The 25231-nt window shown below is 68.3% G+C and carries 17 protein-coding genes; 8 read left to right on the top strand and 9 right to left on the bottom strand.

Translation table 11 applies throughout. The features are described 5' to 3' along the window. Nucleotides 1–12 precede the first annotated feature (12 nt). The gene (locus B141_RS0112115) at nucleotides 13–438 is read right to left on the bottom strand and encodes a VOC family protein (RefSeq protein ID WP_020575433.1); all 426 of its coding nucleotides are present in this window, start codon (nucleotides 436–438) and stop codon (nucleotides 13–15) included. Between the two features lie 130 nt (nucleotides 439–568). Here B141_RS0112115 and ligD point away from each other — a divergent pair, with 130 nt between their 5' ends. The 3 genes from ligD to B141_RS0112130 are packed head-to-tail and all read left to right on the top strand — an operon-like array spanning nucleotide 569 to nucleotide 3646. After that, the gene (gene ligD / locus B141_RS0112120) at nucleotides 569–1795 is read left to right on the top strand and encodes a non-homologous end-joining DNA ligase (protein ID WP_020575434.1); all 1227 of its coding nucleotides are present in this window, start codon (nucleotides 569–571) and stop codon (nucleotides 1793–1795) included. A 58-nt stretch (nucleotides 1796–1853) separates the two neighbouring features. After that, nucleotides 1854–2798, top strand: coding sequence for an alkaline phosphatase family protein (locus B141_RS40265; protein ID WP_020575435.1), 945 nt, complete (start codon nucleotides 1854–1856; stop codon nucleotides 2796–2798). Between the two features lie 5 nt (nucleotides 2799–2803). After that, complete coding sequence (locus B141_RS0112130; protein ID WP_020575436.1) at nucleotides 2804–3646, top strand: DMT family transporter; 843 nt, start codon at nucleotides 2804–2806, stop codon at nucleotides 3644–3646. Here the strand turns inward: B141_RS0112130 and sigJ are convergent. Beyond that, nucleotides 3579–4505, bottom strand: coding sequence for an RNA polymerase sigma factor SigJ (gene sigJ / locus B141_RS0112135; protein WP_237742683.1), 927 nt, complete (start codon nucleotides 4503–4505; stop codon nucleotides 3579–3581). The two genes, B141_RS0112130 and sigJ, sit on opposite strands and share 68 nt — an antisense overlap. A 115-nt stretch (nucleotides 4506–4620) precedes the next feature. On the opposite strand from sigJ, the gene B141_RS40270 reads away from it, so the two are divergent. After that, a complete protein-coding gene (locus B141_RS40270) occupies nucleotides 4621–6630 on the top strand; it encodes a hypothetical protein (protein WP_020575438.1) in 2010 nt (669 codons plus the stop codon). A gap of 140 nt (nucleotides 6631–6770) precedes the next feature. Here the strand turns inward: B141_RS40270 and B141_RS0112145 are convergent, their stop codons facing one another. The 3 genes from B141_RS0112145 to B141_RS0112155 form a co-directional block, all read right to left on the bottom strand. Then, nucleotides 6771–10169 carry a CBM96 family carbohydrate-binding protein gene (locus B141_RS0112145; protein ID WP_020575439.1) on the bottom strand — a complete coding sequence of 1133 codons (3399 nt, stop codon included), beginning with the start codon at nucleotides 10167–10169 and terminating at the stop codon, nucleotides 6771–6773. Between the two features lie 197 nt (nucleotides 10170–10366). Then, entirely contained in the window at nucleotides 10367–10879 is a 513-nt protein-coding gene (locus B141_RS0112150; RefSeq protein WP_020575440.1) for a DUF222 domain-containing protein, read from the bottom strand. 292 nt (nucleotides 10880–11171) lie between these two features. After that, nucleotides 11172–11726 carry a YceI family protein gene (locus B141_RS0112155; RefSeq protein ID WP_020575441.1) on the bottom strand — a complete coding sequence of 185 codons (555 nt, stop codon included), beginning with the start codon at nucleotides 11724–11726 and terminating at the stop codon, nucleotides 11172–11174. A gap of 148 nt (nucleotides 11727–11874) precedes the next feature. Between B141_RS0112155 and B141_RS0112160 the strand changes: the two genes are divergently transcribed. From B141_RS0112160 to B141_RS40275, 3 genes are all read left to right on the top strand, one after another. Further along, nucleotides 11875–12918: a phosphotransferase gene (locus B141_RS0112160; RefSeq protein WP_020575442.1), complete on the top strand. Its 1044-nt coding sequence runs from the start codon at nucleotides 11875–11877 to the stop codon at nucleotides 12916–12918. A gap of 273 nt (nucleotides 12919–13191) precedes the next feature. Further along, entirely contained in the window at nucleotides 13192–14358 is a 1167-nt protein-coding gene (locus B141_RS0112165; protein WP_020575443.1) for an MFS transporter, read from the top strand. 132 nt (nucleotides 14359–14490) lie between these two features. After that, nucleotides 14491–17580 carry a discoidin domain-containing protein gene (locus B141_RS40275; RefSeq protein WP_020575444.1) on the top strand — a complete coding sequence of 1030 codons (3090 nt, stop codon included), beginning with the start codon at nucleotides 14491–14493 and terminating at the stop codon, nucleotides 17578–17580. Nucleotides 17581–17851: 271 nt separating this feature from the next. On the opposite strand, the gene B141_RS0112175 is transcribed toward B141_RS40275, so the two are convergent. The 3 genes from B141_RS0112175 to B141_RS0112185 all read right to left on the bottom strand — a co-directional run bounded on the left by B141_RS0112175 (nucleotide 17852) and on the right by B141_RS0112185 (nucleotide 21502). Further along, nucleotides 17852–19291: a GGDEF domain-containing protein gene (locus B141_RS0112175; RefSeq protein ID WP_020575445.1), complete on the bottom strand. Its 1440-nt coding sequence runs from the start codon at nucleotides 19289–19291 to the stop codon at nucleotides 17852–17854. An 86-nt stretch (nucleotides 19292–19377) separates the two neighbouring features. Next, entirely contained in the window at nucleotides 19378–20262 is an 885-nt protein-coding gene (locus tag B141_RS0112180; protein ID WP_020575446.1) for a DUF72 domain-containing protein, read from the bottom strand. A 106-nt stretch (nucleotides 20263–20368) separates the two neighbouring features. Next, the gene (locus B141_RS0112185) at nucleotides 20369–21502 is read right to left on the bottom strand and encodes a serine hydrolase domain-containing protein (RefSeq protein ID WP_020575447.1); all 1134 of its coding nucleotides are present in this window, start codon (nucleotides 21500–21502) and stop codon (nucleotides 20369–20371) included. 207 nt (nucleotides 21503–21709) lie between these two features. Between B141_RS0112185 and B141_RS0112190 the strand changes: the two genes are divergently transcribed. Then, nucleotides 21710–24220, top strand: a complete 2511-nt coding sequence (locus tag B141_RS0112190; protein WP_020575448.1) for a DEAD/DEAH box helicase — start codon at nucleotides 21710–21712, stop codon at nucleotides 24218–24220. Here the strand turns inward: B141_RS0112190 and B141_RS40280 are convergent. Further along, the gene (locus tag B141_RS40280) at nucleotides 24198–25202 is read right to left on the bottom strand and encodes an SRPBCC family protein (RefSeq protein ID WP_020575449.1); all 1005 of its coding nucleotides are present in this window, start codon (nucleotides 25200–25202) and stop codon (nucleotides 24198–24200) included. The genes B141_RS0112190 and B141_RS40280 overlap by 23 nt on opposite strands. Between the last annotated feature and the right edge of the window lie 29 nt (nucleotides 25203–25231).

Raw genomic sequence — 25231 nt, forward strand, 5'->3', positions numbered from 1 at the left:
CGAGGGATCGCGTTAGGTGAGAGCGGCTGGACGGGGCCGCCGGCTCTGCCAGTACGAGACCGGTGGCTGCAGGATGCAGAACTCGTTACCGTCCGGATCGGCGAGCACGTGCCAGCGCCAGCCGTCTTCGCTGATCGGATCCGCGGTCACCACGGTCGCGCCCAAGCTCACGACCCGCTCGACCTCCGGCGCGAGATCACGGGTCCGCAGGTCCAGGTGGAGCCGGTTCTTGGTGTGCTTCTGGTCCGTGACACGTTGCAGGAGAACCTCGCACCCGTTGGCATCGGCGGGAATCAGGCTCAGATACCGGCCGCCCGCCGGCCCTTCCCGGACGTACCCGAGCACCTCCGTCCAGAAGGCCGCCGAGCGTTCGAGATCAAGGCAGTCGATCACCAGGACAAGATCGCCATGTAGGTAGCGGTGCGAAGTATGACGCATGCCCGCACACTTCCAGCCGCACGAACAAGCCTCAAGTACGAGCACAAGCACGAGCGCAGGTACGGGCCCGGATCACAGCGGCGTCGCGCGGGACCCCAGGATCAGCCGCGCGGCGTCCTATCGTGAGGGCATGCCGAAGTCGCAGGTCCTCGAGGTCGCCGGTCGTGAGGTGACGATCACAAACCCCGACAAGCTGGTCTTTCCGGCCGACGGCTACACCAAGCTGGATCTCGTTCGCTACTACCTGGGTGTCGCCGAGGGGGCACTGCGCGGCATCGCTGGCCGGCCGATGATCCTCAAACGCTTCGTAAAAGGTATCGACGAGGAGGCGTTCTTCCAGAAGCGCGCGCCCTCCAAGCGGCCGGACTGGATCGAGGTGGCCGAGCTCCGGTACGCCTCAGGCCGCTCGGCCGAGGAGGTCGTCGTACGCGACGCGGCCGGCGTGGCCTGGGTGGTCAACCTCGGCTGCATCGACCTCAACCCGCATCCGGTCCTCGCCGAGGACCTCGACCATCCCGACGAGTTGCGGATCGACCTCGACCCGGTTCCCGGCATCGAGTGGAAGCAGATCGTCGAGGTCGCCCTCGTGGCGAAGGGTGTGCTCGAGGACCATGGCCTGACCGCGTGGCCCAAGACCTCAGGCTCCCGAGGGTTCCACATCTACACCCGGATCGAGCCGCACTGGTCGTTCCGCGACGTACGCCTGGCCGCCGAGACGGTCGCCCGCGAGGTCGAGAACCGCGCGCCCGACCTGGCCACCAGCAAGTGGTGGAAGGAGGAACGCCAGGGCGTCTTCGTCGACTTCAACCAGAACGCCAAGGACCGCACCATCGCCTCGGCCTATTCGGTCCGGCCCACTCCCGACGCGCGGGTCTCCACGCCTCTGACCTGGGCGGAGGTGCCGGACTGCGACCCGCAGGCGTTCACCCTCGCAGCGGTGCGCGAGCGGTACGCCGCGCTCGGTGATCCCTGGGCCGGTATCGAGACGTCTTCGGGAAGCCTGGACGCGTTGCTCGACCTCGCCCAGCGCCTCGGTCCTGCGGAGAAGCCGCCGAAGGGCGCCAACCGCACCGGCCGCCGCGAGTCCACCATGCCGCTGATCGAGATCGCGCGGGCGAAGACCAAGCCGGAGGCGATGGCTGGGCTGGAGCGCTGGAAGGCCCGGCACCCGTCTGTGGTGGGCCATCTCCACCCGGCCGACACGCTGGTGGACGGGATGCGGGGGAGGAGTTCGGTCTGGTACCGCATCCGCGTCAACCTCCAGCATGTGCCCGAGGCCGAGCGTCCGCCGCAGGAGCCGCTGGAGGTCGACTACGACCCGTGGGCGGACCTGCCGGGGGCGCGCGAGGGCGGCTAGTGTCCGCAGGACGTCATGTGGGTGGACCCGCGCGCGCCGTTCGACGACGATCAACGGCATGGCCGCCACCCCTTCTCCCGAGACCGCTTCTCCCGCCGACAGCAGCGCATCAGGGACCGCCCGCCACGTGGTCGTCGTCGGCATCGACGGCGTACGGTTCGACACGCTCGCGTCCGCGCGGACTCCGCGCCTTGACGCTCTGGCCGCGAAGGGCTTCCTGCGTCCGGTCCAGGTCAACCCTGACGGCGCGACGATGTCCGGACCGAGCTGGACGACGATGGTCACCGGCGTCCTGCCGCCGGTCCACAACGTCTTCGACAACGACTTCACCCGGCACCGGATCGCGGAGTACCCCGACGTCCTGACCCGGGTGCGGGCGCACGGGCTCGCGACGTACGCCGCGGCCGGCTGGCCACCCCTGGTCAGCGCCGCCAGCGGCGGGCCGGTCTTTCTCGGTGGCGGCCTGCTGCCGAACGATGATCCTGGGCACGACCTTGCCGCCTGGGACACGACCGACGACACGATCACCGCCGACGCCTGCCGGGTCCTCGCCGGACCAGACTGCCCGGCGGCGGCGTTCATCTACCTCGGTGCACCGGACGTCAACGCCCACGAACTCGGCGTCGGTCCGGCGTACGTCACCTCGATCGAACGCAGCGACCTGCGCCTCGGAAGGATCCTCGACACCATCGAGGCGCGCGGCTCCTACGCCGAGGAGGAGTGGACCGTCATCGTCGCGACCGATCACGGCCACCTTGACGAGGGTGGCCACGGCGGCGACAGCCCGGAGGAACGCACGGCCTGGATCGCGGCGGCCGGCGCCTCCCTGCCACCCGTCCCACCCGCCACCCTCGAGCAGGCCGACGTCGCCGCGCACACGCTGACCGCGCTGGGCATCGCGATCGCGCCCGCGGTGGGGGGTGGGCACGACGGGCGAAGCCCGCAGGGGCCGGATCCCACGCAGTGGCGGTTGTACGGCGTACCGTTCGGGGCGCGTGACTGACCGGTATGGAACCCACCGTTGTCGGGGCGGTCCTCGTCGCCGCTGCTCTGCATGCCGTCTGGAACGCGATCGCGAAGGCCATCAAGGACCAGCGGATCGCCTCGGCGCTGATCGGTTCGTCGTACGTCCCGATCGCGGGGGTCGCGGTCTGCTTCCTGCCGCTGCCGGACAGGGCGTCCTGGCCGTACCTCGCGGCGTCGGCGATCGTGCAGTCGGGGTACCTCCTACTCCTCGTCAACGCCTACCGGCATGGTGAGTTCAGCCGGGTCTATCCGCTGGCTCGGGGCACCGCACCCCTGGTGGTCACGGTGGTCGCGGTCGCCTTCCTCGACGAACGGCTCACCAGCGGCCAGCTGGCCGGCATTGTCGCGGTGTCGCTCGCGCTGACCTCTCTCGTCTTCGTCGGGGGCCGGCCGCCGGCGGGCTCGGGACGCGGCCTGGCGCTGGCCGTCGCGACCGGGCTGGCGATCTCGACGTACACCCTCATCGACGGGATCGGCGTCCGGCAATCCGGCCATGCGGTGAGCTACGCGATGTGGTTGTTCCTGTTGCAGGGGCCGGTGATCCTCCTTGCCTGCAAGGTGATGTACGGCAGGGGGTTCTGGTCGGCGCTGGCTGGCTCGTGGCCGCTCGGGCTACTCGGCGGCGTTCTCTCGTTGGTGACGTACGCCATCGTCGTGTGGGCACAGAGTCGAAGCCCGCTCGCGCTGGTGTCGGCGTTGCGGGAGACCAGCGTGGTCTTCGCGGGAGTGATCGGGGCCGTGGTGTTCGCCGAGCGGTTCAGTGCGGCGCGGACGGCGATGACGGTGCTGGCCGTCCTGGGCGTCGTGTTGATGAAAGCCGGCTGATGCTTCGCAGTTTCTCGGGGTTCCGGACCATATGGATCTCGGTGATCCGCCCGCCGGCCACAGTCAACGCGACCACGCTGTCGACCTGTCCGTCGAGGAACCACAGCAGTCCCGGCCAGCCGTTGACCGTGGAGGCGCGCGGGTCACCTGTCGCCGGGTAGCGGCGGGCGAGGCCGCCGAGGAAGCGCGCGACCTTCGATGCGCCGAAGATCGGCCGCCGGGCAGCCCTGACGACCCCGCCGCCGTCGCTGTGGAGGATGACATCCGGATCCAGCAGCGCCAGCAGAGCGTTGAGGTCACCACTTGTCGTCGCCCGGGCGAAGGCGTCCACCACCCGGCGATGGTCGTCGGCGTCCACGTCGAACCGCGGCGCGCGCTCCGAGACACGTTTGCGGGCCCGGGCGGCGAGTTGGCGGCAGGCCGCGGGTGTCCGCCCGACCGCCTTGCCCACCTCGGTGAACGGCAGACCGAACACGTCGTGCAGCACGAACGCGGTCCGCTCGGCCGGGCTCAGCGACTCCAGGACGACCAGCATGGCCAGGCTCATCGACTCGTCCAGCGTGACCCGCTCGGCTGGGTCGCCATCGGTCACGACCGGCTCGGGCAGCCACTCACCGACGTACTCCTCCCGACGCCGGCGAGCCGAGCGCAGCATGTCCAGAGCGATCCGGGAGACGGTGACCACCAGCCATCCGGTGACGTCCTCGATCTCGGTGTGGTCGACACGGCCCAACCGGAGCCAGGCGTCCTGGACCGCGTCCTCAGACTCCTCCACGCTGCCGAGCAGGGCGTACGCGACCCCGATCAGCCGGGGGCGGATCGCGTGGAACTCCATCGCGAGGTCGTCATCGCTACGCACAGAAGGAGGACGAGACACCCGACGATTGTGTGACGTTCGGTCGTCGCAGCAGGCGCCGGGGCGGGCGCAGTAAGGGCTCGCGTTTGTGCCATGGAGAGCCCTAAGCTCCCTCCCCGTGCGAACGTATCGGTGTGGTGAGGGAACCGTCGACGTCGATGACGACGGGCTGGTGGTCGGCGCCCGGCATCCGGCGCATCCAGGGCTGAACGCCGTCCTCGACGACTCGGTGTGGTGGTTTGGCCCCGACTGGCGGTGGGGCACCGGTTTCCTTCTCACCGACGCGGGCTCAGGGCGGTTCGTACGACCCGCGGACGTGGCGTTCGACGAGACGGAAGTCCGGGTCAGCTACGAGCCGGTGCCCGGCCTCCGGCTGGACGTCACCCGCACCTTCGGCGAGAAGTGGCGCGAGCGTTACGTCCTGCGCAACACCTCGACCACGACGATCACCATCGGCTCCTACGCCATCGCGACACCGATCAGGGACCTCTATGGCCCGGCCGCGCAGGTGCTCCGCGAACACTGCCACGCGCACGTCTGGACCGGCGGTGCCGAGTCGTGGCTGGCGGCGGTCAGGATGGACGGAACGCCGCCAGCGTTGGCCCTCGACCTGACCGAAGGTGAGCTCTGGGCGTACTCCATCGCGGGTCGCCACCAGGCCACCAGCTCCAACGTCCGCGGCGTGATCAGCCTGCACGCGACCGACCACGCGCGGGCACCGCACGCGTTCGGCGGCCAACCCGAACTCCGGCTCACGCCGGGACAGGAACTCCCGCTCGGCTGGGAGATCGGGTGGTACGACGACATCCCGGCGGCGCTCGCCGGCCATCGCGCCACCGTGTCGGCGTCCGCCCTGGCCGCCCCGGTCGGCACCCCGATCACGATCAGCACGCCGGATGGTCCCGCCACAAAGATCTCCACCGACGACCACCAGGTCTCACACGTGGACGTACGGCACGCCGACGGCCGTCAATCCCGGGTTGCGGTGTTGCACCACACGCCACTGGAGGAGTTGGTCCGCCGTCGGGTCCGCACGCTGCTCGACCATCACCGTGCCAGCGAGCGGAGCGGCAGCCGGGCGGCGGCGTTCGTGCCGTACGACACCGAACGCGGCCTGCGGGTCGCGCACGACCTGGGGTGGAGCGACTGGTCTGACGCCCGGGAACGGATCGGCATGCCGCAGCTGTTGCTCGAGGCCCGGACCCGTGGCTGGTGTGACAACGTGGCCGAGGTGGACCAGGCGCTCCTTGCCTACAAGGAGTTCTGCCTGGAACACATCATCAAGCCAGACCACCGGGTCAGCGATGGGAGTACGAGCAGCAACACCGCGCGGTTGTACAACCATCCCTGGCTCGCGCAGCTGTTCGCCGACCTCTCCGCGACGTACGGCGATCCGGAGGACCTCACCCGCGCGGTCGGCATCATCGACAGCTACTACGCCAACGGTGGCGAGAAGTTCCTCGCCATCGGGATCGCCGAGGCCGTGCTGCGCGCCGCCCACCTGTGCGAGGAATCCGGCCGTGTCAAGGACGCCTTGCGGCTGCGAGACCACCTGATCGGTCACGCGCGGGCGGTCGTGGCGCTCGGTGCTGACCTGCCCGCGCACGAGGTGGCGTACGAACAGTCGATGACCGCTCCGCTGCTGTCGATCCTCGAAGGCGCCTGGCGGATCGAACCCTCGACGAGCATCCGGGACGCGATGCGGACGGTGCTGCCCTGGCTGCTGGCGTTCGCGGGCGCCCAGCCGCACGTGCGCCTGCGTAACGTGCCCATCCGGCATTGGGATGGCTACTGGTTCGGGCGGTCACGGTTGTACGGCGACACGTTCCCGCACTACTGGAGCGTGCTGTCCGGACGGGCGTTGCTCGACTATCCGGAGGACGTCGAGCTTCCGGACCTGTCCCGTGCACGTGCGCTGACGATCGCCCAGGACGTGCTGCTCGCCAACCTGGTCGACTTCACGGCTGACGGGCACGCCTCCTGCGCGTTCATCTTTCCGTCCGCGGTGGACGACCAGCCCGGCTACTTCGCCGACCCGCTCGCCAACGACCAGGACATGGGCCTCGCGCTCCTCCTGCGTCCGGGCATGGATGGGCGTACGCCCTTGTCTCACGCCGAGCCCAGCTAGTGTGGCGCGGCTCGCGAGGTGAGACGGTGCGGGGCCGGGGACCTCACGCGCCAATTCCCCACCTCGCGCGCCAAATTTGGCGCGCTTCGTGGGAAATGACCACGCAAACGTGATCATTCCTCACCCCAATTCGCGTGCGGTCAACCGGACGCTGTACTCAGGTTGACCAGGAGGTACGGGCCCTGAGCTGACTCCCGGCTGCGGATGTTGGTGGCGAGACCGCCTTGGCCGGCCGGAGGGTTCTGGATCAGCGCGAGGTTGATCGGCTGGCCGGCCGCCACCGCCGAGCGCAGCTGCTCGGTGAGGTCGACGGCGTACCACGCGGCCGTGCTCGTGATGTGCGTCAACCCGAGGTTGGCACCGATCGCCGGCTTGGTGTTCCAGGTCACGGTCTTCTCGTCGAAGGTCGCGGACTCGTGCACCTCCACGTCGATCTCGGTGCCTCCCGTGTCGTTGACCGACGCGTGGAGCTGGAGCGTGATCGACTCGATGGTGCCCCGCACCGCTTCGGGTTGGAAGCGCAGGAACGCCTGCCTGGTGTAACCCGACCCGGCGGGTTGGACGGTCTTGACCAGTAGCGTCGTCGAGGTGCCGTAGTTGGTGTTGGCGTTCGCCCCGTCGTTGACGTAGGTGTCGGCAGCTGCGGGGACGCGTACCTTGCTCGGGTCCACCACGGTGACGGTCCGGCGGGCGTACTCCAGGCGCCAGTCCTTGCTGACGACGATGCCGGCGACGGTGACGCTTCCCTCGCCCACGGCGGTGAGGGTGCCGTCGTCACTTGTGGTGGCCGCGGCTGGGTCGTCGGTGGCGTAGCTGATCGTCGCGTCAGACAGGTCGGCCGGGGTGCCGTCGCTCAGGGTTCCGGCCAGTTCGAGGCGGGCCGTGCCGCCGACGTGCATCGAGTCAGGTGCGGTGAGCAGCACCGAGGCGAGGAAGGGATCGGTGGCGGGCAGCGTGACCGTCCGGCCGGGGATCGTCACCTCGATGATGCTGTTCCAGGCGTTCGCGGTGTTGCCGTGGCCGACGATGCGGAGGTAGCGCGCGGAGACCTCGTCGAACGTGTACGTCTCGGGAGTCGCCCGCGTACCCGAACTCGACCCGCTGAACACCTGTCGCCAGTCACCGCCCGCCGGCGCGACCTCGAGGTCGAACCGCGACGCCCGCTTGTCGCCTTGGTACCACGCGATGGTGACACTCGACACGGGACCGTCCGCGCCCAGGTCGTACGCGATCCACTGGCCGTCACCCTCGGCGGACCAGCGCGTGGCCGGGTTGCCGTCCATGGTGTTCTCGGGCACGTTGCCGTCGTCGGCGCTCGCGATAATGGTGCTGGGGAAGTTGCCCGGGCCGATCTCGGTACGGAAGAAGATCTGGTAGCGAGCGCGGGCCTTCCCGGGTGAGGTCACGTCAATGGTGGCCGCGCCGGGCAGCCGGCGTACCGGATGGATCATCACCCGGTCGCCCTCCCCCGCGGGGGTCGCGGTGACCACCGGCAGCTTCGCGCCACGGGGCCGGAGTACGTCGTAGACGAAGGTCCGGCTCGAGAACTCCTCGAGCGCCTTGCCGTCTACCGAGAGCGACTTCAGGGCGTCAACCTTCGCGGGTCCGACTGACCAACCAGACAGCGGTGTGACGGGTTCGGCGGGCGGCGCCTCCTGACCTTCGCGCACCGGCGTGAGCTGGACGGCAACCCTCGGGTTGGTCACTCCGGTCAGGCGGATCGCCAGCTTCCGGATGCCCAGGTTGTCGTTCTGGACATCGGGATCAGGCGAGGTCCACAACGGCTTGGCCGCGGCGTTGTAGAAGACCGCGCCCTCGGGTGAGGTGATCCGGGCCAGCACCTGCTGGCCGCCGCGGGTCAGCCGGGCGCTCCGGCCGTCCGCGGCGACCGCGATCGTGGCGGCGGTGTGCATGAACCACCAGACCTCGGCCGGCTCGGCCGCGGTGAGCTCGTCCTGGACGAGGAGTTGCTGGCGGTTGTCGAACTGCCGTACGCCGCGCCGCCAGGAGGTCAACGCCGGATGGGCTTCGGTGAGATCGGCGATCGCGTAGGCGGCGGTCGGTCCGGAGGCCCGGCTGATGATCGTGCCGGTGGCGGTCACCACCTGGTCGTCTCCCTTTCGGGGATTGACGATCAGCGTGTTCTGGCCCTCGGCGCGCTTGCGGTAGTAGGTCCAGCGCTGGCCGCCCGGACCACCGGCGAAATAGCCGGGCATGTTGTAGTCGTCACTGCCGAGTTCGATAGCCCAGCGCAGACCGAGCGCGTCAAAAACGAAATTGCCGAGGTCGAGGTCACCGTGGCTGGTCGAGTTGTTGCCGCCTTTGAAGCCGGCGAACGTGGCCGTGCGATTCTCCCAGCCACTGCGCATCGTCGCGACCTCGCAGCGGCCGAAATAGCCATCGAACGCCAGGTCCGCCTCCAGTGGAGACTTCACCTGGTCGGCGTCGTACCACAGCAGGGACAGCGGACTCTGGAGCCAACTCACCGGATTCCGGTCCATTCCCTGGACGCCCCACCAGCCGAAGACGGGAGTGGCGTACGTCCTCGCCAACCAGAACATCTCCGGCGGCTGCGGTGAACCCCCGCCCGCGTCGTAATAGTTGAAGTTCTCGCCGGCCGGACCGGTCAGGTGGATCGGGAAATAGCCCGTCTCCGCGAGGCCCGCCGACTGGGAAAGGCCGTGATCGTCGCCGGTGGCGGTCCGGAGCGATTCGAGATAGGGCAGGAGATATTTGGTCGCGTAGCCCCAGTACGACCCGAGCCCTTCGGGATATCCGCCGTTGGGGGCGTATTCCGCGATCGCCCGCGGAATGGACCGTAGGGCGTGGTCGAGGATCTGGGTGCACAGCGTGGGCTCGTCCTGTGCGAGGGCGAGCGCGCCGAGGGAGAGGCCGCTGTTGCAGACGATGTTCCAGTTGTTGGTGCCGGTGTGCCAACCGAAGGCGCTCTCATAGACCCGGAGGCCAGGTTTCAGGCCAAACTCCACCATCGCCTGCCGCAACACCGCACGCTGCTCGTCCGTCCAGACATGGAAGAGCCAGTCGTAGCCGATCGCGAACGCGTGCGTCATTTCGGCGGTGTCGAGGAAATGGCGCTGGCTGTTCCAGTCCGGAAAATGCGCGGCCGCGTTGAGTTCGGCCCACAGACGGTTGGAATAGGCCGGGTCGTTCTCCACGGCGAACGCCACCGCCAGGGAATAGGTCCGGCGTACCACCTCACGACTCGTGTCGAGCAACCGAAGCCCGTCGGGTATGACGTATTTCGAAACCGGCAGCGGCACGATCGCATCCGCGTCGGCCTTGACCTTGGCGTACCACCTCGCCAGGGTGTCGTTCGCGGTGGCCCTGGCCTTGAGGGTGGCAAGGTCGTGCAGCATCAGTCTCGGATGTTCGCTGATGACCGAGGCGGTCATGATGGCTCCCACGTCGTCGGCGAGGGCGGGCCGCGGGTGGGCCGCTGACAGGCCCCAGGCGGCGGCGGAGGTGGTGGCCGCTGCGGCGGCCGCGAGCGAGCCGGTCACGAAGGTACGTCGCCGCATTGTGCTCTCCCCGGAGAATCCGCTGCCGCTACGTTGCCCTCGATGCTGGCAGGGGATCGTCTCGTGGGGAAGCGGTTTCCAAGTCCGACTCCGGCTACTTTCGATGGCGCAAATCGCTACCGCTCCAGGTCTGTCAGCCTCTTCTTCGGCGAGCTTCTTCGCAAGCACCTTGTCCGCCAGGTCCGGGTCCACGGCGTTCAAGACGGCTTGCCCAGACCGGCAAGGTCTTTCGGGTCAAAGACGCGAGCATGCTCGACCAGCACCTGCTCGGCCTCGGCCCTGGTCTCCTGTCCGGCTTCCTTCGGCAGGTCACGGATCGCCTTCGCGATCACCCTCGCGTGATCAGCGCTGATCTCCCCGGCGTTCAACGCCAACTGGACAAGCGGGAGGGCGGTGTCCAGGTCGTTGGCCAGGCGCACCGCCGCCCGCGCGTGTTCAGGGCGCATCCGCAGCAGCGACGACAGCAAGGCAGCTGTGCACGTCGCGCCGGCTGTTCGGCCCAGGTCCTGCCGGTCGGCCTCGCGGATCACCTGAAGCTTGACCGCCTCCAGCTGCGCCGAGAGAGCCTCCAGGCTCAGGAGCAGGTCGGTGAGCTCCTCGTGAGGAGTCGACCACAACAGCGCACCCGACTCCTCGGCGAGACGGGCACGTATCCGCTCGACCAGCACCGAGAACCCGTGCCGGCCCGTGTCCGTCGAGGTCGGATCCATGCCCGAACGCTAGCGGCGACCAACGACAAGACCCCGGCCCGAAAGCCCAACAAAACAAGGGCATCCAGCATCCGACAAGACCACCGTTCTGGGTCGGGGGCACCCTTGGCCAATAGAGCCGTACAAGGTGCCCCGACCCAAAACGGCACGCCCTGCGATGCCAGCCGCTCACCGCTCACCGCTCACCGCCGGGCTCGCGTTCCATGATCATGAAGGCAGAAAGGGCTATACGTCCCAGAACCCTTCATGAAGAAGTTCATGATCAGCAATTTGATCGCGGTCAAAGGGCTAGTCATTCCACCTTGGCCAGGTCGACCTCGAACTCCATTTCCACCTCGTCGCGCAGCTTGAGCGCGCCGAGGAACGCCGAATAGGGCTTGATGCCGTACGCCGTCTGCACAATCACGCCCGTCCCGCGATAGCTCTGCGGCGCCTCCTCGCGCACCGTCAGCTCGACCGGCACCGCGACCCCGCGAATCGTCAAGGATCCCTTGACGGTCCAGCCGGCGCCGTCGACGGAGATCTGGCTGGACTCGAACGCCGCGGCCGGGTGGTGGTCCACCTCGAGGATCTTCCGCGCGTTCGTCTCGATCTCCTGCCGGTCCTTGTCGGATAGCGGCTTGACCCCGCCGGTGCCCTCGCGTACCCGCAGCGATCCCATCTCCACGCGGGCGGTCACGGTGGCATCCTCGGGCGTGTCTGAGGGGACGTTCACCTGCGCCAACCAGTCAGTGACCTCGATGGTCAGGTCGTGCCCGACCTTTGAGGCCACACCCTGGCGACCGGTGCGCAGGAGCAGGCGTCCCGTGTGCGGTCCCAGCCGGAACTGACCGTGCGGAAGTGCCATGTACGCGACGCTAGGGTGGGCATCGCTTCAGGGCCAGCGGTTCGGGAAAGTCCGGATCCGGCGTACCCGGCGAGTTCGACGTGCGCGGCCATTCGTCAGCGGAAAATCCTTGGCGCCGCTGGTGGGGTTGCTCAGTAGGGTCAGCCGCATGGCGGACGACGCGAACGGTCAGGCCCGCGGCCTGCGTGCGATTCCGACAGCGAAGCTGGTCACGGCGCTGGGTGTCCACTACGGCCTCGATGCCAGCGCGGCGGCCGATCTCGGGGGAGGGCTGAACCTGAACCTCCTGGTCATGAAGGGATCCGCCCGCTACGTGGCCCGCGTCTACCGGCCGTACGTCACGCCCGAGCGCCTCGACGACATCCAGCGGGTGCGCCGCGAACTCGCCCGCGCGGGGGTGCCGTGCTCACCGCCCGTGCCCACCGGTGATGGCAAGCCGTGGATCCGCGTCGAGGGCCGGATGGTCGAGGTTGAGTCATACGTTGAACACGACCACAGTCGGATGATCACTCCGGACCTCCTCCAGCGTGGTCTGCCCATGCTCGGCCGGATCCATTCGTTGCTCCGGGAGGTCGAGGTCTCACCGGCCGGCCGTCTCACGCGGTACGCCAACCACATCGAGCCCGACGAGGTGTACCGCGGCACAGCGGCCGGGACCGCACGGATCCGATCCTGGGATACGACGCCGGCCGAGCGGCTACTCGCGGACCGGTCTGATCGGCTGGCCGCGTTGGTCTGGGAGGCCGAGTCCGGCCTGGTCGGCAGGCTTCCCCGCCAGTTGGTGCACGGCGACTTCTGGGACGACAACGTGTTCTTTCGGGGCGCGCGTCTGGTGCACGTCGGCGACTTCGACTTCATGGGCGAGCACGCCCGCATCGACGATCTCGCGTTGACGCTGCACTTCGCGGACGTTGAGTTCGGTCACCTGGATAACGGCCGCCGGATCGACGCCCTCCGCCGGTTGGTCGACGCGTACGGCAGCGGACTCGACCAGCGGCTCAGCGACGTCGAGCGGACCGCGCTCCCGTGGGCGTTGGCTCGCCAACCCCTGTGGAGCATCGGGGGTTGGGTCCCCCGACTCGACGATCAGGACCATGCGCGCCGGCACGCCGCCGCATCGATGGACGAGGTGGAGCGGGCGTTGTGGATTGCGCAGGACGCCGATCGGTGGGTCGCGGCGTTCACCCGCTGAGCGCGCGTGGTTTAGGGTCGTACGCACAAAAGTCAGGCCACGTCGAGGAGCATCATGGGCTGTGAACTCAAGCCCGGCCAGCCACGCACGCGTTGACACGGTGATATCTGACCTGTCGTCGCGTGCTGCGTAGGCTCGCGGCAGGGCGACTCCGCCTGGGAGCTTCGTCTTCTTGCTCCCGCCGGCTTCGAAACGCCTGCGTCCCGTCGTCGACTGCCCACTGTCGTACGCCTGTCGAAGCCCGGCAATGTCGCTGCCCGGAAGGTGGCCGCGGTGCCGTTGCTCCTCCTTGCTTATCTCGCCTTTGTCAGCATTGCCCTGCCCGACAGCATTCTCGGGATGGCCTGGCCGTTGATGCGCCAGAGTCTCGGTGGGCCCATGAGCGCGCTTGGGTTCATGGTGCCGTTCGGGATCGCCGGATATCTCACCTCGAGTTCGTTGACCGGCTTCCTCCTCGCCCGGATCAGTGTCGGCTGGCTTCTGGCCGGCAGCACCGCCGCGTCGGCCGTCTCGCTCGTCGCCTGTGGTCTCGCGCCCGCGCTGTGGGTGGTCGCCGCCGCGATGCTCGTGGGTGGGTTCGGGTCGGGGGCGGTCGACTCGGGGCTCAACGCCTACGCCGCAAGCCATTTTGGCGCCCGCCACATCAACTGGATGCATGCGAGTTACGGACTTGGGGCCACTGCGGGTCCGTTGCTCATCACCGCCGGGCTCGCCAGCGGGTTGAGCTGGCGCTGGGGGTACGCCGTCCTGGCGGTCGTCCAGACATTCCTCTGCGCGGCGTTCGCCCTCACCGCCAGGAGTTGGGGACCAGCGGGATCGCCAGGTGGCGGACGTCGGCCTAGACAGCCGGCCTCCGCACCTTCGGCTTCCGAGGCGGCTGAGGACCGGCGGCCCAGTGGTCGAGCCGCGATCTGGCGCGGCGTGGCCGCTGTCGCGCTTCAGACCGGTGTCGAGTCGGCGACCAGCCTGTGGGCGTTCGTGTTTCTGACCGAGGGACGTGGCCTCGCGACGGAGCCGGCCGGGCTCACGGTGTCGGCGTACTGGGCGGCGATGTTCGTCGGCCGGCTGGTGCTGGGGCCGTTGGCGGAGCGGGTCGGGGTCAGGCCGGTCCTGACCGGTGGCGTGCTGGGCGTGATCGCCGCGACCCTGCTGATGGCGCTGCCGGCGCCGCCGTGGGTGGCGGCTGTCGGGATCACGGCGGCGGGGTTCGCCACCGCGCCGATCTTCCCGCTCATGACGCTGACCACCTCAGAACGAGTCGGCGCACGCCGGGCCCAGCAGGCCATCGGGTTCCAGGTCGCCGCGTCGACGGTCGGCAGTGCCGGAGTGTCGGCGGGCGTGGGCGTTGTCGTGGGTCATCTTGGCGCGGCGTGGATCGGGCCCTGCCTCCTGGCGCTGGCCGTCGCGATGGGAGTGGCGTACGCCGGGATCCGGCGTTGAGGCCGGCTCCGGACTGCCGCCCGAGCCTGGCCGCGATGGGCCGCGTTCGAGACCTTCAACAAGTCATATTTATCGATTAGGGTCGGGCGCGCCACTGACCACAGGCACTTTCTCCGGTGTGAGGAGTCCGCGGTGTTGCGTCATCTGCGTGCGGCGTTGCCTCTGCTCCTGTTCGGTGTGCTCCTCGTCTCGACGGTGCAGGCTCCCGCGCGCGGGGATACCGGCCTGCCCGCCGGCTCAGAGGACGCACTCGCGAGGGCCTACTACCAGCTGCTCCTGCAGAACACCCGATTCCAGGAGAGCACCTGGAACGCCGAGCTCGGGTCGTATGGCATCGAGAGCTGGGACGTCGTGGGCACGCTTGGCAATGCGGTCCTGCTGAAGTTCGGTACGTACGACGCGACGGTCGCCGGCGTTGACAAGGCGACCTTGCGCGAGCACACCGTGCGCAGCATCGCCAAAGCTGTTGCCCGCAACAGGTTCGTCGACCCGGTGAACGGCACCTGGGGAGCGCGGATCTACTGGGACGCGACAATGGAGGCCTACCTCGCCGACGCCGCGCACCTGATGTGGGATGAGCTCGACGCGACGACCCGCGCGAACGTCGACACGATGACCCGCGGCGAGGCGACGTACCTCGCTGACGTCGGCGCTAATCCGACGGACCCGAGCCGGGAGGGCGGGACGACCAACGGACTCGCTGGCGGATATCTGAAGGACACCAAGCTGGAGGAGATGGGCGCCCGCACGATGATGTTGTCGGCCGCCGACGCCTATCTTCCGAACGATCCGGACGCGCCGCGCTGGCGGGAATGGCTTGATCGTTGGACGCTCAACATGCCGGGCCTCCCGGTCGCCGACCGCGTCAATCCGGCGGTCGTCGCGGGCCGTCCCGTCCAGGAATGGAACACCGCGCAGAACGTCTTCGACACGTTCACGTCCGAAAACCACGACACGTGGAACGGCATGTACCAACAGTCGGCCAGTACGTATCCGGGCCGCAATGTCGTGCGTTACCTCCTGACCGGTCAACGCGTGCCGCAGAGCCAGATCACGCTGCCCAACAACGACGAGTTGACTGAGGTGCTCAACCGATTGGGTACGTCCGCAGGCGTACCCGTCGAGCACATGATCGCCGACCGCCAGCATCTGTACGGCAGGAGCCTGATACCGCTCACGTTCCGCGCGATGGTGAACGGCGACCGGCTTGCCGCGCGCGCGGAGCGGATGCTCGCCGCCAGCCTGCCGGCGTACGTCGCCTGGCCGCCGGTGGGCCGACTGGTGAAGTCCAACGAGGGAACGAAGTACGAAACCGAGGCGCGGGCCGAGGTGGCGTACGCCTATCTGCTGCACTACTGGCGCGACCGGCTCGCCGGCGACGTCCGTCCGGTGAGCGAGGCGGAGTACTTCTCCCGGGTGTCGGGTGTCACTGACTTCGGTGCGGTGCCGGGCTACGTCGCCCACCAGACGTCGAGGTCGCTCGCCATCCCGACGACCAAGCCGGGCTACACGAAGTTCGCGTTCCTGCCCAACCATGACGACTGGTTCGTCAACCCTGCCAGCAAGTCGCCGTCCTTCCTGCCGTCCGTCGCGACGCCGGACTCCTTCACTTCCCGCACCTACACGAAGGTGCGGGACGGCATCGACGCGACCGCCACGGTGGTGCGGCGGGGTTCGTCGTACGCCGGATTCACCACCCTGCCCGACGGGACGATCGCGTACGCCACCACGGGAACCGGCGACGACGAGGGATACCTGCGATTGTTCAACCTCAGCATGCCGGGGATGCCGGGCCTCGATGGCAACCGTACCTTTACAACGGCCGCGGGGAGCGTGACGTTGGCGGCGGACAACCACGGTAGGGGCGGGACGGAGACGTTGGAGTTCCCCGCCACCCGGGCGCGGCATCTGCGCATGGTCGGTGTCCAGGCGCAGTCCCAGTGGGGTTACTCGATGTATGAGTTCGAGGCGTACGGCTCGGATGGCGATGTCAACCTCGCGTTGGCGAAGCCGGCGACCGCCTCGACCAGCTTCGGTGCCAGCAGCACACCAGACAAGGCGGTGGACGGCGACCACGCCACCCGCTGGGCCAACTCCGCCCAGGAACGCCCCACGATGAAAGGCTGGTGGGCGGTCGATCTCGGTGCGGAGGCTGACGTCGACCGGGTGAAGATCCACTGGCAGGAAGACGCCTGGCCGTTCAACTACCGCATCGAGGCATCACTCGACGGCCAGACGTGGAAGACGGTGGCCGGCGTCCCGCGCTGGACGACGCTCGACGGTGACTGGCTCAACGTCGACGGGCGAGCGGGTTTCGTGATCTCTGGTTCGACGAACCCGATCGGCGTGGCGCCTACCGCGGTGGCGCTGTCTCACGGTCCGGCGGTGGGCTCGGCCGGCATGGTGGTGCAGGGCTACCCGGCGCAGTCGCCTGAGGAGACGGCGCGGCTTTCGCGAGCACCCCAGCCCTCTGGCGGTCCCGCGGCGCTGCGGGCCGCGCTGAACTCCGCGTACCTCTCGGTCTTCAATCTCGGTGATGCGCCGCTTGACAAGGTGGGCTTGACAGTGCCGCAGGCGGGATCGAAGCGGGTCGTCTACCGGGGTGCGCAGACGCTGACCCGCGACGGCCTGTCGTACGCCGTCTCACTCGCCGCCGGCTCGGCCGGCGTCGAACTCCCGCGGTTCGAGGTGTCGAGCAACGATTCCCTTACTGGGTTGGAGATCGAGGTCGGCGACTCGCATAACGCGACGGTCCGCAATCCTGGTCCCACGGCGGCGGTGGTACGCCTGACGTCGATCGTGACGGGTGAGAGCCGTTCGGTGAGGGTACGCCCCGGACAGGTCGTTCCGGTCACCTTCACCGTCGGAGTGCGCACGCCGACGGCCGACCTCGCCCGCGACCGGATCACCTACCCCAGCTCACCACTGCCCGTGGGAATGACCGACCCCGACCGTGCTGTGGACGCGAACCCCGCGACAGCTTGGACGCCGGGGGCCTCCGACCGCCGGATCGTGGTGAACCTCGGCTCGGCGAACCAGATCCGCACGGTGACGCCGCGCTGGACCTCGGGCGCCGTTCCGTCGTACACCGTCGAGGTCTCCGACGATGGTGTTACCTGGAAGCCCTTCACGAGCGGGACAACCGGGAGGTACGTCTCGCTGCACGTCGGCACCTGGCGTCGCGGTGACGCGAGCCTCGCCGAACTCCAGGTCATGCCCTGAGCCGTACCTCGCGGCGACGGGCCTGGTCGGCACGAGTTATCGCCAGGGTGGATTCGCCAGGCGTAGGAGCCTGGTGAACCCTCTGGCAGCCTCGTGATGGCCTGGTCATCTCAGATTGTGAAGCTTTTGGGGTGCTATGACCCCCTTGAGTTTTCACGATCTTACTGAGGTACTGCGGATGCGAGGTTCGATCCGAGAGTCGGTCATCGTCAACCAACGCGAGACCATGGGCTTTGAGGAGGCCTCCAGGCCAGTGGCGTGCGAGACCGGCTTATGGTGTGCGGCTCGCCGGAACGCTGGCCGGCGCCGATGCGGCCCCGGCCCCGACGTCGGCCCCGGGTCCGGCGCCTGGATCGAGTGCGGGACCGACCGCGGGACCGAGTGCGGGATCGAGTACCGGTGCGGCTCCCGCTTCATCCCCTACCCCCGCCGGACTGAAGATGACCTCCCCACGCGACACCCTGTCCCGACCGGCGGCCTTGGCCGCATAGAGAGCGCGGTCGGCGTGCTCGAGGAGTTCGTCGAGGGTCGCGCCGTCTTCCGGGAACACCGCGACCCCAATCGACATGGTCAGCCGGATGATGGCGGACGTGCCAGGCGTACTCTTCGCACCGTCATCGGTGGACACCGCCAGCGGATCCCCGGATATCGCCGTACGCAACCGTTGAGCGGCGCCGACCGCATCGCTGGCGTCGACGCAGGGCATCCCGATCACGAACTCCTCGCCACCGAACCGCCCGGCGAGATCCTCGGCCCGGATCGCGGCCCGCATCCGTCCCGCGATCGCGTGCAGGGCCTGGTCGCCGATGAGGTGGCCGTGGGTGTCGTTGATTCGCTTGAAGTGGTCGAGGTCGCCGAGCAGGATGCCGAAGCGTTCGCTCCTCCGCCGGGCGCGGGCGAGCCGGTCCTCGACCTCCTGGCGCCACCACGGGAAGCTCGCCAGCTCGGTCTTGCCGTCGGTGTTGGCCTCGGTCTCGAGCTGGTCCAGCAGGAGCGCCCGCTGGCCGGTCAGGGTGATGGGAATGGCGAGCAGCGCGATCCAGGGGCTCACCATCGAGGCGGCTGCCACGAGACATCCAAGCCCGCCTGCCACGGCGTCGACGGCCAACTCGGGCGGCTCGCCGAACATCTGCCGGGGCGTGCTCCCTGGCACGAGCAGCCGGATCGCGATCGCGCACACGAGCGTGTCGATCGCGATGAAGGTGACGGCCGCCGACACCACCGCGGCCATGACCGAGGCTGCCGCCGACCATCGCGCGTCGAGCAGAGTTTCGCGCAGGGTGTCGTAGACGCCGTGCGCCGCGGCGGTGGAGAGGAGGGCGACTGCGGTGCTGAACACCCAGCGATGCGGTATGCACCGGCTCGCGCGGATCCGCCACCACACCCGCATCACGAGGACGCAGGCCAGGGCCGTGGCGGGGTTGAGGACGACCGCGGCGGCCAGCATCCACACCGGCTGGAGGTCCTTGTGCAGCGCGCCACCGCGGCGTCGGCGACGCTCGACCCGGCGTGCTCCCTCCGTGCCGATCACGGCACACAGGCACAAGGTGACAGCTGTACCGATCTCGCTGACCCGCGGCGGCCCGCTCAGGGCGAGCGCGACGCAGGAGGCGAGCGCTACCGCGTCAACTAGGAGAAGGTACGTGATCGCCGGCACCGAGAGCGACCACAGTCGCCAGGTGCGCAGCCCCCGCCGCTGATCTACCACCATTTGCGTTACCGTACGGCGTCGGTGCGTGTCACCGCCAGACCTTGTTCACGCGCGGCGGTGCTATTCCGCACACCGGGACGACCTGCTCACGGCCGGGGACGGGCGGCGTGAAGGATCTGCGTCAACTGCTCGGCGTTGGTCTGGGCGTAGTTCCGGTAGCAGTTGTTCATGATCACGTGAGTGGTACGCACCTCGTCGGCGAGTTGGCGGACTTTCGGTGCCCACTCGTGGAGCTCGGCCTCCGAATAGTGGTAGCCGAAGCGTTCGTAGATGTTGTGGCTCGTCCATTTGTCGCTGTGCCCGTGAAATCGCAGCACCGCCAGGTCGGCCGTGGTCGCGAGCACCGGCGGCACCGAGCTGCGATATCCCTGTGGCATGTCGACGCAGGAGAGGGGTACGGCGTACGACCGGAGAAAGTCCAACGTCTCCTCGCGGTTCCGGTCGGACAGCCAGCTGAAGTTACGGAACTCCACGCAGATCTGGTACGGCGTGCAGCGTTCCTTGGCCCGCAGGATGTACTCCTTGTTCTGCCTGCTGATCGAGAACCACGGCGGGAACTGAAAGAGCAGCACGCCAAGCTTTCCCGCGTCATACAGGGGTTCGAGGGCGCCGAGGAAACGTTCCCACACCGCGTCGACCGCCGTGGAGGCCAGGTCCTTGAGATAGATGTTCGTCTTGTCCGTCTCGATCCGGAGATCCTTGTAAAGCGCCCCCGGCCGGGTGGGATGCAGCGTGAGAAGGGAGAACGCCTTGATATTGAACGTGAAGTTCTCGGGAGTACGGCTGGCCCACAGGGAACTGTTGCGTTCAGTGGGCGGGGTGTAATAGGTCGAATCGACCTCGACGACGGGGAACTTCTCGGCGTAGTAGCGCAGCCTTTTCTCCGGAGTGTCGACGTCGCCCGGATACCACCCGGATTCGAGCAGCGTTTTGTCAGTCCAGGAAGCGGTGCCGACGAGGATGTTGCCCACGCCCACGATCTAGCCACTACGCCGACCCGAGAAACCGCACCGCCGTGCCCCGCCACAAGGCCGGGCACGCCGCCTGCGAGCCAGCCGCTGTCTGTCGTTCGTCCGCTCAGTGGCAGAGCCCCTGCTCACCGGCGGTACGGATGAACGTGAGGAGAGCCGCCTGGATCGCCTCGGCCCGCTCGGGGCGCTGGTCGGTCGTGTTGGCCTCGTAGACGAGGACCCGGCGGCCATCGTCGCTCGCGAGCACCACGGTCTCCATGCCCATGACGGTGCCCGCGGTCATCCAGGTCTGGCAGCCGGCGAGGTCGATCGGGTCGATGGTGACCGTCCGCGCCTTCATCTCCGCCAGCTGTTCGGGTGGTAGGAGACGCCCGCCGAGCAGCGCCCGGGCGAACCCCGCCAGGTCGTCGGCCGTGGACACGAGCGCGCCGGCGGTGCCGCCCCAGGTCATGTTGTAGATGCTGTACTCCCCGGACTCACCGCTCGCCAGCGTGAGATAGGCCTTGGAGTGTGGCCCTCGCATCGACGGGTCGTTGCCCGGGAAGTACGTCGCGCGCAGGCCGGCGCGCTCGATGACGTTCCGGGTGATGTACTCCTGCGCCGGTTGGCCGGTGACGCGTTCCAGGATCAGCCCGGCCAGCACGTAGTTGGTGTTGGAGTACGCCTCAGCGGCTCCTGGCTCGCCGGTGGGCGGCTCCGCCAGACCGGTCAGCGCGAGGTCGCGGGCCGACAGTGAACGGAAGCGGTACGCGTCCACACTCGCGAGTGAGTCGGGCATGCTTGGAAACAGCGGCGCGATGTAGTTGCCGATCCCGCTGGTGTGCTCCAGCAGCATGCGGACTGTGACCCTCTGCCCGCGCTCACCCGGCACCAGGTCGGGCAGATAGCGGCCGATGGGAGCGTCGAGGTCGATCCCCCCCAGTCCGACCTGCTGGAGTACGGCGACCGCGGTGAACGCCTTGGTGACGCTTCCGATCCGATGCTGGAAATGGGGACGCACCGGCCGGCTCGTTACCAGGTCGGCGACTCCGGAGGCGCCCCGCCAGGTCCCGTGGCCTTGGTCGAGTCGCGAGATCGCACCGTGAATGCCGGCCCGGTGCACACCGTCAAGTGCGGCTTGCAGCTTCGCGGCGTCCAGGCGTTCAGGACCTGATGCCTGGGCGGCCGCCGGCGCGACGAAGGCGAGCAGGACCACACCCGCGGCGACCATCGTTCGCAACGGCTTGCGGTAGAAGCGCATGAATGTCCTTTCCCTGTGAGCCGAGTGGGTTCCTCCAGCCTTGGGCAGAAGGCGCTGGCGGGACATCGGCCGATGGGCTGAGGAGCCGGGAACGTCAGGCGAAGTGGCCGGCCGATCGGCGGATGGATCACCTGGTCACGTTCCCAGGGGTAGGGCGACCAGGGTGGCCGTCGCGAAACCGGCGGCGTACGGCACGATGGAACGGCCATGACACTTGCCGACGCGTTCCCCGACACCGCCGAGCCAGACGCCGACTCCCTCTATGACGCCTTCTCCGCCTGGGCGGAGCGGCAGGGGCTCGCGCTCTACCCGCACCAGCAGGAAGCGCTCATCGAGATCGTGTCGGGCGCCAACGTGATCCTCAGCACCCCCACCGGGTCCGGCAAGAGCCTCGTCGCCGCTGGCGCTCACTTCACCGCCCTCGCGCACGGCCAGCGCACCTACTACACCGCGCCGATCAAGGCGCTGGTGTCGGAGAAGTTCTTCGCCCTGTGTGAGATGTTCGGGCCGGCGAGGGTCGGCATGATGACGGGCGACGCGGGTGTCAACGCGGACGCTCCGATCATCTGCTGCACTGCGGAGATCCTCGCCAACATCGCCTTGCGCAGCGGCGACCGGGCCGACGTCGGCCAGGTCGTGATGGACGAGTTCCACTTCTACGCCGAGCCTGACCGGGGTTGGGCCTGGCAGGTGCCGCTACTCGAGCTTCCGCAGGCGCAGTTCCTGCTCATGTCGGCGACGCTGGGGGACGTCTCGAGGTTCGAGGCGGACCTCACCCGGCGGACCGGCCGGCCGACCGCGGTGGTGCATTCCGCCGAACGCCCGGTGCCGTTGCTCTTCTCCTACGTCACCACCCCGCTGCACGAGACGCTCCAGGAGCTGCTCACCACCCACCAGGCGCCGGTCTATGTCGTGCACTTCACCCAGGCGGCGGCACTCGAACGCGCGCAGGCGTTGATGAGTCTGAACGTCTCCACCCGCGCGGAGAAGGACAAGATCGCCGAGACGATCGGCAACTTCAGGTTCACCGCGGGATTCGGCCGGACCCTCTCGCGGCTGGTCCGCCACGGCATCGGCGTCCACCACGCCGGGATGCTCCCGAGGTACCGCCGGCTCGTCGAAACCCTCGCGCAGGCAGGCCTGTTGAAGGTCATCTGCGGCACCGACACCCTCGGCGTGGGCATCAACGTACCCATCCGCACGGTGCTGTTCACCGGCTTGTCGAAGTACGACGGTGTCAAGACCCGCCTGCTCAGGGCCCGGGAGTTCCACCAGATCGCCGGGCGGGCCGGGCGGGCCGGCTTCGACACGCTCGGCCAGGTCGTCGTCCAGGCGCCCGAGCACGTGGTCGAGAACGAAAAGGCTCTGGCCAAGGCCGGGGACGATCCGAAGAAGCGGCGCCGGGTGGTCCGCAAGAAGCCGCCGGAGGGTTCGATCGGCTGGGGCCGGCCGACGTTCGAGCGGCTGGTCGAGGCGGAGCCCGAGACGCTGACGTCGAGCTTCGCGGTCAGCCACGCGATGCTGCTGAACGTGATCGGGCGGCCCGGTGACGCGTTCGAGGCGATGCGCCGCCTCCTCACAGACAATCACGAGGACCCCGCCGCGCGGCGCCGGCTCATCCGCCGGGCGATCGCGATCTACCGCGCGCTGCTCGCCGGGGGAGTGGTCGAGCGGCTGGCCGAGCCGGACGAGGAGGGCAGGCGGGTCCGCCTGACCGTCGACCTGCAGTTCGACTTCGCGCTCAACCAACCCCTGTCACCGCTGGCGCTGGCCGCGATCGAGCTGCTCGACCGGGAGTCGCCGACGTACGCCCTGGACGTCGTGTCGGTCATCGAGTCCACCCTCGACAATCCGCGGCAGGTCCTGTTCGCCCAGCAGCACAAGGCACGGGGCGAGGCGATCGCGGCGATGAAGGCCGACGGCATCGAGTACGACGAGCGGATGGAGCTGCTCGAGGAGGTCACGCATCCCAAGCCGCTGGAGGAGTTGCTCGAGGCGGCGTACGAGATGTATCGCCGCGGCCACCCGTGGGTCGCCGACCACCAGCTGGCGCCGAAGTCGGTGGTCCGCGACATGTACGAGCAGGCGATGACCTTCGTGGAGTACGTCGGTTTCTACGGACTCACCCGGTCGGAAGGGCTGGTCCTGCGTTATCTCGCCGATGCCTACAAGGCGCTGCGGCAGACCGTTCCCGAAGAGGCCAGGACCGAGGAACTCACCGACCTGATCGAATGGCTTGGCGAGTTGGTACGCCAGGTCGATTCGAGCCTGCTCGACGAGTGGGAGCGGCTGCGTAACCCCACAGACGACCCCGCCGCAGTCAGAGCCGCCGAAGATCGCCCGACCGCACTCACTGCCAACAAGCGGGCGTTCCGGGTGTTGGTGCGCAACGCGATGTTCCGGCGCGTCGAACTCGCCGCGCTGCGTCGCTACGACCAACTCGGCGAGCTCGACGCGGAAGCCGGCTGGGATGCGGACGCCTGGGCCGCGGCTCTCCAGGCGTACTTCGAGGAGTACGACGCCATCGGCACCGGTCCGGACGCGCGCGGCCCGGCGATGCTGATGATCGACACCCAGGCGGACCGGTGGTTGGTACGCCAGATCTTCGACGATCCGGCCAGCGACCACGACTGGGGCATCAGCGCCGAAGTCGATCTGGCCGCCTCCGACGAGGCCGGCAGTGCCGTCGTCCGCGTCACCGCCGTCGGCCCGGTGTAGCGCGTTCGGGTTGCCGCTCGCGTGCGCGTTCCGCTTCGGGCTCGCGTTTTTGTTCGGGGACCCGACGGCGTTCGGCTTCCTCGCGTTCCAGCCCCTCGCCGCGTTCGCGCTCTTCCTCTTCTCGCATCACCTCGTCGTGCTCGCGGACGATCTCACCCTCCCTGATCTCGCCCCGCCAGCCTTCTTCCTCGGGGTCGGCCTGCATCATCACGTAGCGACGGAACAACTTGATGTCGAGGCGCGCCCTGCGACCCTGCGCTCGCCACAGGTTCGCGGTCTTCTCGAAGAAGCCGTGCGGAACGTATTCGAGGACGACCAGAACCTTGGTGAGGTTGTCCTCGAGTGGATGGAAGGTGACAACACCATTCACGATCGTTTGTCCTTCGGAACGCCACGCGATGCGCTCGTCCGGGATCTGCTCCATGGTGGTGGCCTTCCAGTTGCGGTTGGAGAAGGCGATCTTCGCTTTCCAACTGCTCTTTGTCGGGTCCTCCTGATCGACGCTCTGGGTGGCCTTCGACCAGCGCGGGAATTCTGAGAACTTCGTCCAGTGGTTGTACGCCACCCGCAGGGGAACTCCGACATCGACGTCCTCAATGATGTTCATCGACTTTCCGCCGCCGGCCTTCCCGCCCCGTTTGAACGCGGACTTCACCTTCTCAGTGATCCCCTTCAACCCGGCCTTGGTCGCCGCGACCGGTGGGCTCGCCCCGCCGACGACCTCTTTCGCCGCCCGGCCCAGGAAGCCACCGGGACCGGCTTCAGCGACTTCTTCCACCACCCCGCTGGCCTTTCGTGTGATGGCGCCCAGCCTGCCACCCAGGTTGGTCAGTCTGTGTTCCACCTGGGCGACGAGATAGGCCTGGGCCTCCTCGACAAGTCGCTGCGTCGCAGGGTTCTTCGCTGCCGCTTCCCGCAGCCCTTTGGTCACATCGCCCATGGTGACCGACTCGCGCTGTGGCCGGCTCGTCGTCTGGCTCATCCCCGGGCCTCCCTCCATTTCCGTCACGT

The organism is Actinopolymorpha alba DSM 45243, from assembly GCF_000373925.1.
GTDB classification, from domain to species: Bacteria; Actinomycetota; Actinomycetes; order Propionibacteriales; family Actinopolymorphaceae; genus Actinopolymorpha; species Actinopolymorpha alba.

Coding starts and splice junctions, on each gene's coding strand:
- B141_RS0112160 (WP_020575442.1), top strand. CDS start 11,875: ATGGCGGACGACGCGAACGGTCAGGCCCGCGGCCTGCGTGCGATTCCG.
- B141_RS0112115 (WP_020575433.1), bottom strand. CDS start 438: ATGCGTCATACTTCGCACCGCTACCTACATGGCGATCTTGTCCTGGTG.
- B141_RS0112145 (WP_020575439.1), bottom strand. CDS start 10,169: ATGCGGCGACGTACCTTCGTGACCGGCTCGCTCGCGGCCGCCGCAGCG.
- B141_RS0112175 (WP_020575445.1), bottom strand. CDS start 19,291: ATGGTGGTAGATCAGCGGCGGGGGCTGCGCACCTGGCGACTGTGGTCG.
- B141_RS40280 (WP_020575449.1), bottom strand. CDS start 25,202: ATGAGCCAGACGACGAGCCGGCCACAGCGCGAGTCGGTCACCATGGGC.
- ligD (WP_020575434.1), top strand. CDS start 569: ATGCCGAAGTCGCAGGTCCTCGAGGTCGCCGGTCGTGAGGTGACGATC.
- B141_RS0112155 (WP_020575441.1), bottom strand. CDS start 11,726: ATGGCACTTCCGCACGGTCAGTTCCGGCTGGGACCGCACACGGGACGC.
- B141_RS0112190 (WP_020575448.1), top strand. CDS start 21,710: ATGACACTTGCCGACGCGTTCCCCGACACCGCCGAGCCAGACGCCGAC.
- B141_RS0112130 (WP_020575436.1), top strand. CDS start 2,804: ATGGAACCCACCGTTGTCGGGGCGGTCCTCGTCGCCGCTGCTCTGCAT.
- B141_RS40265 (WP_020575435.1), top strand. CDS start 1,854: ATGGCCGCCACCCCTTCTCCCGAGACCGCTTCTCCCGCCGACAGCAGC.
- B141_RS0112185 (WP_020575447.1), bottom strand. CDS start 21,502: ATGCGCTTCTACCGCAAGCCGTTGCGAACGATGGTCGCCGCGGGTGTG.
- B141_RS0112150 (WP_020575440.1), bottom strand. CDS start 10,879: ATGGATCCGACCTCGACGGACACGGGCCGGCACGGGTTCTCGGTGCTG.